Below are 12,931 nucleotides of genomic sequence, written 5' to 3'. Positions count from 1 at the left end.
ATGGATTTTCTTTCCAAATGACATTTCCGCCCAGCCATCTCTCCCCTCCTGAGCCCGAGAGGAATAAGGAAGCTGCCAGCCTGATCCGTCAAGTTGGAGATGACCTCAATTTCAGACTGCGCCAGCTGCACGAGCAATTACTGGAGCAGGTTCCTGATGTAGACCGCATCGCCTGCGCTCTATACGAACCCAGCGATGACATGCTCAAAACCTTTGTGCACAGCACTCGCAAGGGCGAAGCCATCAAAGGATATGAGTTTCGCCTTGCCGAAAGTGCCTCCCTCAGCGCCTTAGCAGCTAGCCGTAGCATTCGGATTTTGGATGAAATCGCCGATGTCGTAAGTCCTACCCATCCTCACTCCCAATGGCTCCTAAACGAGGGCTACCGCTCCTCCTTCACCGTGCCCCTATACGAGAGGCAGGAGTTTATCGGCTTCCTTTTCTACGACTCATTGAAGCCAGCTGCTTTCAGCAAAAAGATTCAACGCAGCCTTGAGGTTTATAATACCCTGATCAGCCTAACAATCTCAAACGAATTAAATTTAGTTCGCTCGATTACCACATCAGCTCAAGTTGCTCGCGAATTTGCCAACCTCCGCGACTTTGAAACCGGCAATCATCTTGAGCGCATGGCTCATTACTCCCGCCTAATCGCCAGGGAGCTAGCCCCTCACCACGACTTAAGCGATGAATACATAGAGCACCTTTATTTATTTGCACCATTGCATGACATTGGCAAAATCGGCATTCCTGACAGCATTCTGCTCAAGTCCGGCGGTCTAAACCCCGAAGAGCGAGCCCTGATGAATACCCACGTTCAAAAGGGTATTGACGTGCTAGAGCGCATGATCGGCGAATTCGGACTTGACACCCTGCCCGACTCCCAGGTGATGCGCAACGTGGTGGCCGGGCACCACGAGTGTCTCGATGGCAGCGGCTACCCCAATGGGCTTAAAGGCGCTGAGATCGCCCTAGAGGCCAGGATCATCGCCGTCGCCGACATTCTCGACGCCCTCACAAGTCACCGGCCTTATAAAGAGCCCTGGTCTGTGGAGGCGGCCATTGGTGAGCTGGAGCGCTTAGTTGAAAGGGGCAAGATCGATGGCGATTGCGTTCAGGCCTTGAAGTGCCATCTCCCTGAGATCAACACCATCCGCGATCGATTCAAAGACAGCTGAGCTAAAGCTCCTGACTTAATGAAGATGGTCAGGCTCTAGCTGCAGAGGCTCAAGCTGCAGGGTCGAATGGTCGATGCCCAGCTGGGCCAACTCAGCTTTTGCTCTATGCAGTAGGGACATGTCGTCTACCTGCTGGGGATCGCGCAGGAGGTGCGCCGTCAGAGCCGTCTGGGAGGTGCTCATGCCCCAAATATGTATGTGATGCACCGCCGCCACCCCTGGCAGCTCGGCCAAGGTGCGTTCCACAGCATCTCGATCGATGCCTGGCGGGATCCCGTCAAGGCTCACCAGCACCGACTGACGCAGCAGGCTCCAGCCGGTCCAGGCCACGGCCAAGCCCACGCCAATACCGGTGAAGGGATCAAGCCAGTGGATGCCGGTGAACTGAATCAATAGGGCGCTAACCAGCACCGCTGCACTCACCGCCGCATCGGTGAGCAGGTGAACCACCGCAGCTCGGCGGTTGAGATCGTGGCTGTGGTTGTGGCCAAACAAACCAGCCGAGCCCAGGTTCACCGCAATGCCCAACAGGGCCGCCACCGCCACCGGGCCAGGGGTTAGCTCCACCGGCTTGGCCAGTCTTTGCACGCCCTCCACGATCACAACGGCGGATGCCATCAAGATCAAGGCCGCGTTGATCATCGAAGCCAGCTGGGTGCTGCGGCCAAATCCGTAGGTGAATTGCCTGCTGGCGGGCAGGGCGCTGAGGCGCTCAGCCCCCCAGCCCAGCAGCAACCCCGCCACATCGCCGAGGTTGTGTAGGGCATCACCGATCAGGGCCAAAGAGCCAAAGCCGATGCCAATGGCCAGCTGCAAAGCCGAGAGGCCGCTGTTGAGCAACACACTCCAGCGAAAGGCGGCTGGATTGCCATCTCGATGTTCATGCTGGATGTGGCGAGGCAGCCGCTGGCGGCCCACCGCTGGATGGCTCATCAACCTTTTGTAGGTCAGGTGGGCGGTGCTGTCCGCCGAAGTCAGCTCACCAAATCAACCCCCACCGAGTGCATCCGCACCTGGTCTGCGCCGGCGAGATCGCCTGTAAGGGCAGCGACTTCCGCCGTCGCCAGCTCCTGCAGCCGCTCCACCGTGGCCTCACGGCCGAAGCGCTCTTCGCAGAGCAGCCAGTAGAGGCCGAAATGGCGCGCTTCGCTGGCCAGCAGCTCTCCATACAGCTCTCGCAGCTCGGCATCGGGGCTATGGGCCGCCAGCAGGGCCATGCGCTCATGGCTACGGGCCTCAATCAAGCCAGCCACCAAAAAGGAATCGAGCATGCGCTGGGGTTCGCCCTTGCGCACCTGAGCCGTGAGTGCCGAGCCGTAGGCCGGGGCCGGCAGGGGGCGCAGGGCTGCGCCGCGCCGTTGCAGCAGTTGCAGCACCTGCTCGAAATGCTCCAACTCCTCCCGTGCCAGAGGGCTAAGGGCGGCCGCCAAGCCAACCTCGCTTGGGTAACGGAACATCAACTGCAGGGCTACGCCGGCAGCCTTGCGCTCGCAGTGGGCGTGGTCAATCAACAGCAGCTCTGGCTGGGCAATCGCCTGCTCCAGCCAGGCGGGGCTGGTGGGAGCCGTCAGCCACTTAACCCGGGCCATCAAGGCTGGGCTCGCAGGTGGGCCACCAGCCCCTCCAGGGCCAGGGTGTAGCTGAGCGGCCCAAAGCCACAGATCACGCCCAGGGCCTTATCGGCCAGGGTGGAATGGTGCCGAAATGGCTCGCGGGCGTGGGTGTTGCTCAAGTGCAATTCCACGAAGGGAATCGCCACCCCCAGCAGGGCATCGCGCAGGGCAATTGAGCTGTGGGTGTAAGCGCCGGCATTGATCAAAATGCCATCCACGCTGCCTCGGCCCTCGTGGATGCGATCCACCAGGGCGCCTTCATGGTTGCTCTGAAAGCAGCTGATCGCCGCCCCCAGGGCCTGGGCGCGACTCTCCAGCTCAGCGTTGACCTGATCAAGGGTCCTACTGCCATAAACACCCGGCTCACGGGTGCCCAGCAGGTTGAGATTGGGACCGTGGAGAGCGAGCAGCTGCATGGAGAAGGTCGGCTGGTAAGTTCTTCGGGTGTGGTTCGGGTCGGTGCCCGAGTGGTTAATGGGGGCGGACTGTAAATCCGCTGGCTCTGCCTACGTTGGTTCAAATCCAACCCGGCCCACCTTCCACATGCCCTTGTAGCTCAGTGGTAGAGCACTCCCTTGGTAAGGGAGAGGTCACGAGTTCAAATCTCGTCAAGGGCTTACAAAAAGAGGGGCTGGCACCGCTCCTCAAGCAAAATGGTTCATCGGCTCCATCTGGGTGACCCTTCGCTGCCTGATCGTGGAAGACCAGGTCATGTTCCTGCAGCTGCTTTGCAAAATGCTGCAGGGGCTGGCTTGGCTCTGAGCAGCCGAAGCCGCAAGCAATTTGCCAGCTTGGGCTGACACGCGGCCCGCCCCTTGACCTCCTCCCCAACCGCAACCCCTCTCCTAGCAACGCCGATTGCGGCAATGCGGACACCCGTCAGCGCGGGCCTCACCCGCAGCCTGGCCTGGCGGCTGGAGCAGCTAGATCGCCTGGAAGGCCTGTTGCGCGATCAGGAGGCGGCAGTGCTCGAAGCCTTGGCGGCCGACCTTGGCAAACCGCCCCTCGAGGCCACCTTTGAGCTGATAGCGGTGCGTCAGGAGCTGACCCTCACCCGGCGTCAGCTGAAGCGCTGGATGGCACCGCGGCCGATTGGGCTGGATCTGGCCCTGCGGCCCGGCCAAGCCTGGGTGCAGACCGAACCTCTGGGCTGCGTGTTGATCATCGGCCCCTGGAACTACCCATTCCATCTCTGCCTGCATCCGCTGGTGAGCGCCCTGGCGGCGGGCAACACGGCCGTTCTCAAGCCCTCAGAACATGCGCCCCACATCTCCGCACTCCTGGCCCGCTGCCTACCCCTGGCCTTTCCAGCCGAGGTGGTGCAGGTGGTCACCGGCGATGGGGCCGTGGCAGCCGAGCTGCTGGAGCAGCAGTTTGACCACATCCTTTTCACCGGGGGCGGCCGGGTGGGCCGGCTGGTGATGGCCGCCGCCGCCCGCCATCTCACCCCCGTGACCCTGGAGCTGGGCGGCAAGAGTCCGGCGATCGTGCTTGCCGATGCCGACATCGCCACCAGCGCCAAGCGCCTGGCCTGGGGCAAGGGTCTCAATGCAGGTCAAACCTGCATCGCTCCCGACCACCTGCTGGTGCAACCAGCCGTGCGGGAAGCGCTAGTTGCAGCTATCGCCGCCGAATGGCAGCGCTTCTACGGCAGCGATCCCCTCGCCAGCGAGGACATGGGCTGCATCGTCAATGAAGCCCAGTTCCAGCGGCTGGAGGCCCTGCTGGCGGGAGCGCGCAGCCGCGGCCAGGTGCTGGCGGGGGGGCGCAGCGATCCCAGCCGCCGGCGCATCGAACCCACCTTGGTAGCGATCGAATCCGGCGACGATCCGCTGATGCAGGAGGAGCTGTTTGGCCCAATCCTGCCCGTGCTGGCAGTAGCCAACCTGGAAGCCGCCCTGGCCGAGGTGAGGGCGAGGCCCAAGCCCCTTGCGCTCTATTTGTTCAGCCACGATCGAGCCGCCCAGCAGCGCACCCTGGACACCACCAGCTCCGGTGGCGTCTGCTTCAACGATGTGGTGATGCAGGCGGGTGCGGCGGCCCTGCCCTTAGGCGGCGTCGGCGAAAGCGGCATGGGCAGCTACCACGGCGAAGCTGGCTTTCTCACCTTTTCGCACCGCCGCACGGTGCTGCGGCGCCCCTTCTGGCTGGATCTGCCCTTCCGCTACCCCCCCTATGCGGGCAAGTTGGCCCTGGTGAAGCGGCTGCTGGGCTAATTGGGGCACGACGATTGGGGGGGCAAAGGCAGGACGATCAGAAGCTTTGATGCGCTGAAGACGATCGGGGGACTGGATGGGACGAGACAACGCCCTTAACGTTCCCGTACCTATACGTGGTGCCGATGCGTCGCTCCCTTGCCGCCCTGGCCCTAGCGGTGGTGTTGCCCTTCCCGGGTCTGGCCCCTGCGGCAGCCCTGGCAAACGTGGTGGTGAAGCCAGGCGAAACCCTCTCGGAAATTGCCGACCGCCACGGCGTCAGCCTCACCCGACTAATGCAGGCCAATGGCATCAGCAACCCCAACCTGGTGGTGGCGGGCCAGAGCTTGCGGCTGCCAGGCAGTAGCGCCGCTGGCGCTGGGAGCTCCAGGGGCGGCAGTGTCACCGTCCAGCCTGGAGACACCCTCTCCGACATCGCCGATCGCCAGGGGGTCAGCCTCAACCAGTTGATGCAGGCCAACGGCATCACCAACCCCAACATGGTGGTAGCAGGCCAAAAGCTGGTGCTGCCTGGATCTCGCCGGGCAACGGCGGCCGCCGCTCCCCGAGCGCTGCCCACCGCCCCTTACACGGTGAAAAGCGGTGAAACCCTTTCAGAAATCGCCGATCGCTTCGGCACCAGCACCGAGCAGCTGATCAAGGTAAACGGGATCAGCAATCCAAATCTGGTGGTGGCGGGAACACGCCTGGCCATCCCTGGGCGTCCTTCCTCATCGGCCGCCCCCCGCAGCACAGCGGCCCCGCGCAACGCCAAGGAACACATGGTGCGCAGCGGCGAGAGCCTCTCCACCATCGCCGGCAGCTACGGGCTGCCGGTTGAGCGGCTAGTTGCCATCAACAAAATCGACGACCCCGATCTGGTGGTGTCCGGCACCCGCCTGAAACTGCAAGCCCCGCCTCCCGTGAAGGCCACTCCAAAGCCAGCAGCCCAGGCAAAGCCCAAGCCTGCGGCAACGCCAGTGGCAAAGGCAACGCCAGTTGCAAAGGCAACGCCAGTTGCAACGCCAGCCCCTAAACCCACCGTGACCACAGCAGCGACCACAACCGTGACTCCCGCTGTAGCCATAGCCGTGCCGGCCCCCAAACCCACTCCCCGGCCCACACCCAGCGTTCAACAGGCCATACGACAACCAGTTCAACAATCCGTTCAACAGCCCGTTCAGCAAGCTGTTCAACAGCCTGTTGAACAAAGCGTGCAACCCGCCGCAAAACCAGTCCTACAAGCAGCGGCCCAGCCAAAAATCCAACCCACCCCCAAGCCCTCACCTGTCGTTGCCACGCCGATCGCCAAAGCCGCAACCACTTCGACTACCGCAACCACCTCCCCCGCCAGCCGGCCGAGCACTGGCAGCAAGCCCAGCAGCAGCAAGCCCCAAGGGCCCGACTGGCGCAGCTACGGCCCGCTGCAGGTGGACTGGGCCAACTGGCAACCCATGGGGGGCAGTTTTGTAGCCCCAACCCTCAACGGCGATGGCAAGCCCGTTTATTTGGCGGTCAACTGCGGAGCCCGCAAGCTCAATGCCACCAGCCAATCAGGCCAATGGAAGAGCTGGGATGCACCCCAGAGCGACTTTGAGGAGCAGCTAATCAGCGATATCTGTAAGGCCCGGGCCAGCTAATCCAACCGGCTAGCCAAGCACCCCCAATCAGCCAGCCCAGTCAGGCAGCCCAGTGGAGTGGCCAGGGCTGGCGCACGTAGCGCCGGCCCGAGGCGCGCAGATAGAGCCGCTGGGCGCCGTCATCGCTTTCGCTGAGCAATTCCTCCTGGGCCAGCCGCCGCAGCAGCCACCCCCAGCTCGCTTCTTGCTGCTGTCGCTGCTCTGCCGACACGGCGGATGCGAGCTCCTCAGCCAGGTTGCGTAGATCGCGGCCGGGACGAAGCTCCAAGACCTCCAGAGCCTGGTGCGCCTCAACAGACCAATCCCGACTTTCACGGGGGTTGCGGCAGTTGTCGCAGCGGCCGCAGACAGCCGCCAGTTCTCCTACGGCCAGCAGCAGCGCCTGCTCCCGGCAGCCCTCGCCCTCCGCCACCGCTTCCATCCGCCGCAATTGTTGCTGGGCCAGCTCCAGCCGTTGCTGGTCCTGTTGGCGCTGGGCCCCCACGCCCCGAATTGCCCAGCCCAAGCTGGTGCGATCAGCCGGGTCGTAGAGAACCAGGCAGCGCGCCAGTTCCCCATCCCGGCCGGCCCGGCCCGATTCCTGCAGATACCCCTCCGGACTGGCCGGCAGGTCCAGGTGCAGCACTAGTCCCACATCCGATCGATCCACTCCCATGCCGAAGGCCACGGTGGCCACCAGCACCGGCCGCGGCTGCAGCTGGAAATGCTCCAGGGCCAGCTGGCGGCTTTCGGGGTCCATGCCGGCGTGATATGCGATCGCCTCCACCCCGACCCCGGTCAAGCGAGCTGCCCATTGCTCCACCGAGCGGCGAGTGCGCGCGTAGATCAGCACGGCGCCCCGGGATGCCCCCAGCTCCGCCAGCACTAGGGGCAGGGGATCGGGCGGGCGCACCTGCATGCCGTACACAAGGTTGGTGCGGCGGGCAGAACGCACCTGGATCAGCGGTCGCCGCAGCTGCAGCAGGCGAATGATGTCGGCCCGCACCTGGGGGGCTGCGGTGGCGCTGAGCGCCACTAGGGGCACCCCAGGGCACTGAGCCCGCAATTGGCCTAAGCGGCGGTAGTCGGGGCGGAAATCATGGCCCCAGGCGCTGATGCAGTGGGCCTCGTCCACCGCAAGTGCCACCAGCTGGCCGCTCTCCAGCACGTCGTCGAGCAGCTGGCGGGTGGCCTCCCCCTGCAGCCGCTCCGGGGCCAGATAAAGCAGCCGCAGCCTGTGATCGCGCAGCCGCTGCAGCAGCTGGCGCCGCTCCGGCAAGGCCAGGCCGCCATGCAGGCAGGCGGCAGGGATGCCTCGGCGTTGCAGCTGGCTCACCTGGTCCTGCATCAGGGCAACCAGCGGAGAAATCACCAGCACCAGCCCACCACGCACCAAGGCGGGCAGCTGATAGCAAAGCGACTTGCCACCGCCAGTGGGCAGCACCGCCAGGCAGTCTTGGCCGGCCAGCAGGGCCTCCACCACCGGCCGCTGACCGGGACGGAACTCGGACCAGCCGAAATGGCGCTCCAGGGCCAGCGCCAGGGGATCAGCGGGGCCAGAAGGCAATTGGGCCCTACCCGTAGTGCTCACCGACCATAGCGACCACCAGATGCGGTGCTAGGGGCCGCTCATGGCAGGGGTGGTCACGGCAGGGGTGGTGGTGGCAGCTGCTCCGGCGACTCCTCCACTAGTTGCAAGCGCACCCGCTTGCCCCCCGCCAGCTCCCCCAGGGAAACCCGCAGGGTGCTGCCGCTGAGCGACTGCAAGGCAGTGAGCAGTTCGCGCAGGTGGGGCGTGCTGCTGCCGCTCTCCACCCAGAGGCGCTCCTGCAGGCCCCCGAGCCGCCGCCAGCTGGTGTGCAGCTTCAGCACGGCACTCTCCAGGGCCTGGGCCTGGCCCACCGCATCGGCCAGCAAGCCCAGGGCATCGAGTCGCTGAGCCTCCTGCAGCGCCTTCTCGAAATCGAGCTCCCCCTGCTGAAAAGCCCGCACCGCCAAAGCTGCCTCCGCCGCCTTGCTCAACCAGCGGGCCGTGCTGGTTACCTCCTTGACTCGCTCCAGCTCCGGCTCCTCGCGCAACACCTTGCGCAGGTCCTCCTGCTGGTCCTCTGGCAACTTGGCCAGCTCCTTCACCAGGGGAGCCACAGCCCGCGGTGGCAGGAGATTGTCAGCTGTGCGCTGGCGGATCTCCTCGGGCAAAAGGGGGCTGGTGGCGGCTGTGAACTCATCGCTAAGACGACGCACTTGCTTACGGGTGATCTGCTGACCCTCATTGGCCGCCTCGCTGATCATCTGCTGCACCTCCGGGTCGGCCTGGGCCGTCTCCAGAAAGGCCCGCTTCGAAAAGTTGTTGACGCTGGTTTCCTCAAGCAGGCCGCCACCCACCAAGCTCTCAGCCGACTCAGCCAGCTGAATCAAGGTGTAGGCCCGGGTCTTGCTGATCTCCCGCTCCCGGAGCCACTGCAGGAAGCCCGTGCCTCGCCCTTCACCGCCACGCTTTTCCCGGTCCCGCACCGCCGCCAAAATCCGCCCGCGCCAGATTTCGGTCTGCAGGTCGAAGCGATCGCACACGGCCCAGGCTTCTTCAAGCCTGGCCAGAAATTCCATCGTGCTGATGGTGTCACTTTCGGGGTCGGGCAGCTCGAGGTTGAGCACCGGCGGCGCCGGGACCTCCATCGGGTCCATGGCCATGGGAAAGGACGGGCTGCTGTGCTGTCGATGGTGCCATGGGCAGCCAACGTCTCACCAAGGGCGACAAATCATGACGCCCTTGGTGAAGCCAACCTCCTGCGCGGGTATCTTCGCTCTGGCAGCCACCCGATCTAAAGCGCAGCGATGGCAATCTCCCGCGGCGACAAGGTGCGCATCAAGCGCCCCGAGTCTTACTGGTTCAACGAAGTCGGCACCGTCGCTTCGATCGACACTTCCGGCATCCGCTACCCCGTGGTGGTTCGCTTTGAGAAGGTGAACTACAACGGCTACAGCGGCTCTGAAGGCGGCATCAACACCAACAACTTCGCCGAGAGCGAACTCCAAAAGGCCTGAACCACTTCAGCCTCTTGGGGTCCAAGTTCCAGGAAGATTTCCAGGCCTCTTTAAAGCCCGTGCAACTTTTGGTTGCGCGGGCATTTTGCTGGGCAAGCGCTTAAGCCAATGCCGGAATTACCCGAAGTTGAAACCGTGCGGCGGGGTCTCGAGCAGCAGACCCAAGGCTTTGAGATCAGCAGGGTTGAGGTGCACCGGGCTAGGGCCATAGCCAGCCCGGTCGACCCCGCTGCATTCGCTGCGGCCTTATGCGGGTGTCGAGTTGGCACCTGGTCGCGACGTGGCAAATATCTGATGAGCCAGCTCAGTCGAGGGGGTGAAGAGGCTGGCAGCTGGGGCGTGCATTTGCGCATGACCGGCCAATTCCTTTGGCTGGAAACACCGAAACCGGCCTGCTCCCACACCCGCGTGCAACTGTTTGCTGCCAGCAATCAGGAGCTGCGGTTCGTAGACACCCGCAGCTTCGGCCAGATGTGGTGGGTACCGCCAGGCCAACCGTTGGACTCGGTAATCACGGGCCTGGGGCGGCTGGGGCCCGAGCCCTTCAGCCCAGCCTTCAACGCGGCCTACCTGGCAGAGCGGCTGCGGGGCTCGAGGCGGCCAATCAAAAATGCCCTGCTGGATCAAGCGCTGGTGGCGGGGGTAGGCAACATCTACGCCGATGAGTCCCTGTTTGCTGCAGGAATTCGGCCCGCCACCACCAGCGGCAGCCTTGGCATCTCGCAGCTGGAGCGCCTGCGCCAGGCCCTGGTGGAGGTGCTTGAAACCAGCATCGGCGCTGGTGGCACAACCTTCAGCGACTTCCGCGACCTCAAGGGCAACAACGGCAATTACGGTGGCGTGGCCTGGGTATACAGGCGTGGCGGCGAACCCTGCCGCCGCTGCAACACCCCCGTCCAACGCGAGAAACTCGGCGGGCGCAGCAGCCACTGGTGCCCGAGCTGCCAGCATTGAACCAACCGCAAGCTTGCGTGGATAGCACCGCATCACAAACAGCCGAATTAGCTCAACAGCTCAGCGCGACGATGGCCGCTATCCATCGCCGCGGTTGGTGCGATGGCACAGGAGGCAACTTCAGCTGCGTTTTGCGGTGGCAGCCGCTGGAGTTGCTGATGGCCCCAAGCGGGGTGGATAAGGGCAACGTTGCCCCAGAGCAGCTGATCGTGGTCGATGCTGCTGGGGCAGTGTTGAAAGGCACCGGGCGGGCCAGCGCCGAAACCGCCCTGCACCTCGGCCTTGTGGAGACCTGTGGAGCCGGTGCGGTGCTGCACACCCATTCCCAAGCGGGAACCCTGCTGTCCCAGCACTACGCACCCACCAAACAAGGGGCTGCCTTCCTAGTGCTCCAGGACCTGGAGATGCTTAAAGGACTTGAAGGTGTGGTCACCCACGCCACCAGCGTCTCAATTCCAGTACTGGCTAACGATCAGGATCTGGCACGACTGCGCAGCAACGCGGAAGCCCACCTCGCGGCAGCGCCCTATGGGTTACTGATTGCGGGGCATGGGCTCTATGCCTGGGGCAAAGATCTAACAACAGCTCGAAGACATCTCGAGATTCTGGAGTTTCTGCTGGAGCAACACTGGCGCCAAGTGTTGCTTCAGGGGCTAAGCGGCAGACAGCACGGCAGGGCAGTTGTGCAACGGCATGGCTTGAGCCATGTGCTGCTTGACATTGAAGGCACCACCTGCCCGGTGAGTTTTGTATCAGCCACCCTTTTCCCCTATGCAGCTGAACATCTCGGCAGCTTTTTGAACGGGCGGCACAAGGACCCGGAGGTTCAAGAGTTGCTAGCGGAAGTGGAGAAAGCCTGGGCGGAAGATCCAGATCCCGAAGCTCAGTCAATGCGGCAGCAGGGGCAATCAGGCTGGAGAGAGGGTGTTTTGAAGTACCTGCATTGGCTGATCAAAAAGGATCGCAAGCTCGCACCACTCAAAGAGCTGCAGGGGATGATCTGGGAAATTGGCTACCAAGGTGGCAACCTTCAGGGTCCGCTGTTTGAAGATGTACCAGGCGCCCTTCGGCAGTGGCATGCAGCCGGACTGCAATTGGCGGTCTATTCATCTGGATCAGTTGGAGCCCAACAGCTGATCTACGGATACAGCAGTGGTGGAGATCTCAGGTCGCTATTTGGGCACTGGTTTGACACCCGCGTCGGCAGCAAGCGGGATCAGAGCAGCTACATAAAGATTGCCGAGTCGCTTGATGTTCCAAGCCACCAAATTTTGTTTATAAGTGACACCCTGGCCGAATGCGAAGCGGCGGCGGCCAGCGGCATGCAGGCCCTGCTCAGCATCCGCCCAGGCAATTCGGCACAAGCGGTGAGTCGGTTTGAGAGGATCAGCTCATTCCAAGACCTGGAGCTAAACCCATGAATCAAGGCAATCAGGATATTGATGCAAAAGCTGGGGCGGCGCAGACAAACGAGAAGCAGTTGATCTGCCTCAACCAAACCCTGCTTGAAAGCGTCGTAAACGGTGATTGGCTCACCTATGCCAACCACTGCAGCGCAGATCTCACCTGCTTCGAAGCAGAGACCAATGGGGTCCTCGCAGAGGGCCTTGCCTTCCATCAATTCTATTTCGACTTACCAGCAGCAGCGCCGAGCGGCCCTCCAGCCCCAATACAGGTGAGCATGGCCAGACCACATATTCGCTGGATCAGTCCCGACGCCGCCGTATTGAGCTACACCCGTCTCACCCAGAAGATGGTCGACGGAGCAGCCGTTACCGCTAGCTGCTGCGAGACCCGTGTTTGGCAGAGAATAGATGGCATCTGGAAACACGTCCATGTGCATCGTTCCTGAGTTGCGTTCCTGAGCCGCAGCCGCTGTAATTACCAAGGCCACCCAAGAAGCTTAACCAACAAAAAAGCCACCCTTAGGGGTGGCTTTTAAGTCAACTTACACAAACTCTTTCAAGAGCAAGATGAAGTTGATTGGGATGAATGTTTTACCTGGCATCGAGCTATTTTCTCAGGGGGCTGCCCCCCAAATATCGTTGCCGCTGCAGCGTTTCACAGCCGAGTTCGAGATGGATCGGAGTGGTTCCACTGCGCCATGGACACCAGGAAAGTATTCATCCTCAGGTTGAACCCTGAGAACTACATAGGTAAGAAAATCACTCAACCTTAAAGTCAGGTGATTGTGAACTGGAAACAAGCTTTTGTTTAGAGCCTGAGTTTTGGTCAAGCCCTCGGTCTATTAGTACTCCTCTGCTTCACGCATTACTGCGCTTCCACATAGAGCCTATCAACGGGTGTTCTTCCCGTGACCTTACTGG

12 protein-coding genes, 2 tRNA genes and 2 rRNA genes are annotated in these 12,931 nt (G+C 62.5%); 9 read left to right on the top strand and 7 right to left on the bottom strand.

Features of this window, described 5'->3' with window-relative positions; translation table 11 throughout:
* Nucleotides 1-17: 17 nt before the first annotated feature.
* A complete protein-coding gene (locus KBY73_RS03100) occupies nucleotides 18-1,178 on the top strand; it encodes an HD-GYP domain-containing protein (RefSeq protein WP_254935653.1) in 1,161 nt (386 codons plus the stop codon).
* A gap of 15 nt (nucleotides 1,179-1,193) precedes the next feature.
* Here KBY73_RS03100 and KBY73_RS03095 read toward each other — a convergent pair whose 3' ends face one another.
* The 3 genes from KBY73_RS03095 to aroQ are packed head-to-tail and all read right to left on the bottom strand — an operon-like array spanning nucleotide 1,194 to nucleotide 3,207.
* The gene (locus tag KBY73_RS03095) at nucleotides 1,194-2,111 is read right to left on the bottom strand and encodes a cation diffusion facilitator family transporter (RefSeq protein ID WP_254935652.1); all 918 of its coding nucleotides are present in this window, start codon (nucleotides 2,109-2,111) and stop codon (nucleotides 1,194-1,196) included.
* 41 nt (nucleotides 2,112-2,152) lie between these two features.
* Nucleotides 2,153-2,767 (bottom strand): tRNA-(ms[2]io[6]A)-hydroxylase, encoded by a 615-nt coding sequence (locus KBY73_RS03090; protein WP_254935651.1) that lies wholly within the window; start codon nucleotides 2,765-2,767, stop codon nucleotides 2,153-2,155.
* Nucleotides 2,767-3,207, bottom strand: a complete 441-nt coding sequence (gene aroQ, locus KBY73_RS03085; protein WP_254935650.1) for a type II 3-dehydroquinate dehydratase — start codon at nucleotides 3,205-3,207, stop codon at nucleotides 2,767-2,769. The genes KBY73_RS03090 and aroQ overlap by 1 nt, the downstream gene beginning before the upstream one ends.
* A 37-nt stretch (nucleotides 3,208-3,244) precedes the next feature.
* Here aroQ and KBY73_RS03080 point away from each other — a divergent pair.
* The 4 genes from KBY73_RS03080 to KBY73_RS03065 all read left to right on the top strand — a co-directional run bounded on the left by KBY73_RS03080 (nucleotide 3,245) and on the right by KBY73_RS03065 (nucleotide 6,626).
* A tRNA-Tyr gene (locus tag KBY73_RS03080) sits at nucleotides 3,245-3,326 on the top strand.
* Between the two features lie 10 nt (nucleotides 3,327-3,336).
* Nucleotides 3,337-3,408 (top strand) — tRNA-Thr (locus tag KBY73_RS03075).
* A gap of 249 nt (nucleotides 3,409-3,657) precedes the next feature.
* A complete protein-coding gene (locus KBY73_RS03070) occupies nucleotides 3,658-5,007 on the top strand; it encodes an aldehyde dehydrogenase family protein (protein WP_254936190.1) in 1,350 nt (449 codons plus the stop codon).
* A 125-nt stretch (nucleotides 5,008-5,132) separates the two neighbouring features.
* Complete coding sequence (locus KBY73_RS03065; RefSeq protein ID WP_254935649.1) at nucleotides 5,133-6,626, top strand: LysM peptidoglycan-binding domain-containing protein; 1,494 nt, start codon at nucleotides 5,133-5,135, stop codon at nucleotides 6,624-6,626.
* Nucleotides 6,627-6,666: 40 nt separating this feature from the next.
* On the opposite strand, the gene KBY73_RS03060 is transcribed toward KBY73_RS03065, so the two are convergent.
* Nucleotides 6,667-8,172: an ATP-dependent DNA helicase RecQ gene (locus KBY73_RS03060; RefSeq protein ID WP_254935648.1), complete on the bottom strand. Its 1,506-nt coding sequence runs from the start codon at nucleotides 8,170-8,172 to the stop codon at nucleotides 6,667-6,669.
* A gap of 77 nt (nucleotides 8,173-8,249) precedes the next feature.
* Nucleotides 8,250-9,290, bottom strand: coding sequence for a hypothetical protein (locus tag KBY73_RS03055; RefSeq protein WP_254935647.1), 1,041 nt, complete (start codon nucleotides 9,288-9,290; stop codon nucleotides 8,250-8,252).
* 150 nt (nucleotides 9,291-9,440) lie between these two features.
* Here KBY73_RS03055 and KBY73_RS03050 point away from each other — a divergent pair, with 150 nt between their 5' ends.
* The 4 genes from KBY73_RS03050 to KBY73_RS03030 all read left to right on the top strand — a co-directional run bounded on the left by KBY73_RS03050 (nucleotide 9,441) and on the right by KBY73_RS03030 (nucleotide 12,456).
* Entirely contained in the window at nucleotides 9,441-9,650 is a 210-nt protein-coding gene (locus tag KBY73_RS03050) for a photosystem I reaction center subunit IV (protein ID WP_106502000.1), read from the top strand.
* Between the two features lie 108 nt (nucleotides 9,651-9,758).
* On the top strand, nucleotides 9,759-10,604 hold the full coding sequence (locus tag KBY73_RS03045; protein ID WP_254935646.1) for a DNA-formamidopyrimidine glycosylase: 846 nt from the start codon (nucleotides 9,759-9,761) through the stop codon (nucleotides 10,602-10,604).
* Nucleotides 10,583-12,025: an acireductone synthase gene (gene mtnC, locus KBY73_RS15030; RefSeq protein WP_315858395.1), complete on the top strand. Its 1,443-nt coding sequence runs from the start codon at nucleotides 10,583-10,585 to the stop codon at nucleotides 12,023-12,025. The genes KBY73_RS03045 and mtnC overlap by 22 nt, the downstream gene beginning before the upstream one ends.
* Nucleotides 12,022-12,456, top strand: a complete 435-nt coding sequence (locus tag KBY73_RS03030; protein ID WP_254935645.1) for a DUF4440 domain-containing protein — start codon at nucleotides 12,022-12,024, stop codon at nucleotides 12,454-12,456. The genes mtnC and KBY73_RS03030 overlap by 4 nt, the downstream gene beginning before the upstream one ends.
* Before the next feature lie 147 nt (nucleotides 12,457-12,603).
* On the opposite strand, the gene rrf is transcribed toward KBY73_RS03030, so the two are convergent.
* Nucleotides 12,604-12,720 (bottom strand): 5S ribosomal RNA (gene rrf, locus KBY73_RS03025).
* 112 nt (nucleotides 12,721-12,832) lie between these two features.
* Nucleotides 12,833-12,931: ribosomal RNA gene (locus tag KBY73_RS03020) — 23S ribosomal RNA — on the bottom strand; the annotation flags it as partial.

This window comes from Cyanobium sp. Tous-M-B4, from assembly GCF_024345395.1.
GTDB lineage: Bacteria > Cyanobacteriota > Cyanobacteriia > PCC-6307 > Cyanobiaceae > Cyanobium_A.
This window is presented reverse-complemented; position numbering and strand designations above follow the sequence as displayed.

What these genes read in the sequence shown, in the direction of transcription:
- KBY73_RS03100 (WP_254935653.1), top strand. Translation starts at nt 18, where the DNA reads ATGACATTTCCGCCCAGCCATCTCTCCCCTCCTGAGCCCGAGAGGAAT.
- KBY73_RS03095 (WP_254935652.1), bottom strand. Translation starts at nt 2,111, where the DNA reads ATGAGCCATCCAGCGGTGGGCCGCCAGCGGCTGCCTCGCCACATCCAG.
- KBY73_RS03090 (WP_254935651.1), bottom strand. Translation starts at nt 2,767, where the DNA reads ATGGCCCGGGTTAAGTGGCTGACGGCTCCCACCAGCCCCGCCTGGCTG.
- aroQ (WP_254935650.1), bottom strand. Translation starts at nt 3,207, where the DNA reads ATGCAGCTGCTCGCTCTCCACGGTCCCAATCTCAACCTGCTGGGCACC.
- KBY73_RS03070 (WP_254936190.1), top strand. Translation starts at nt 3,658, where the DNA reads ATGCGGACACCCGTCAGCGCGGGCCTCACCCGCAGCCTGGCCTGGCGG.
- KBY73_RS03065 (WP_254935649.1), top strand. Translation starts at nt 5,133, where the DNA reads ATGCGTCGCTCCCTTGCCGCCCTGGCCCTAGCGGTGGTGTTGCCCTTC.
- KBY73_RS03055 (WP_254935647.1), bottom strand. Translation starts at nt 9,290, where the DNA reads ATGGACCCGATGGAGGTCCCGGCGCCGCCGGTGCTCAACCTCGAGCTG.
- KBY73_RS03050 (WP_106502000.1), top strand. Translation starts at nt 9,441, where the DNA reads ATGGCAATCTCCCGCGGCGACAAGGTGCGCATCAAGCGCCCCGAGTCT.
- KBY73_RS03045 (WP_254935646.1), top strand. Translation starts at nt 9,759, where the DNA reads ATGCCGGAATTACCCGAAGTTGAAACCGTGCGGCGGGGTCTCGAGCAG.
- KBY73_RS03030 (WP_254935645.1), top strand. Translation starts at nt 12,022, where the DNA reads ATGAATCAAGGCAATCAGGATATTGATGCAAAAGCTGGGGCGGCGCAG.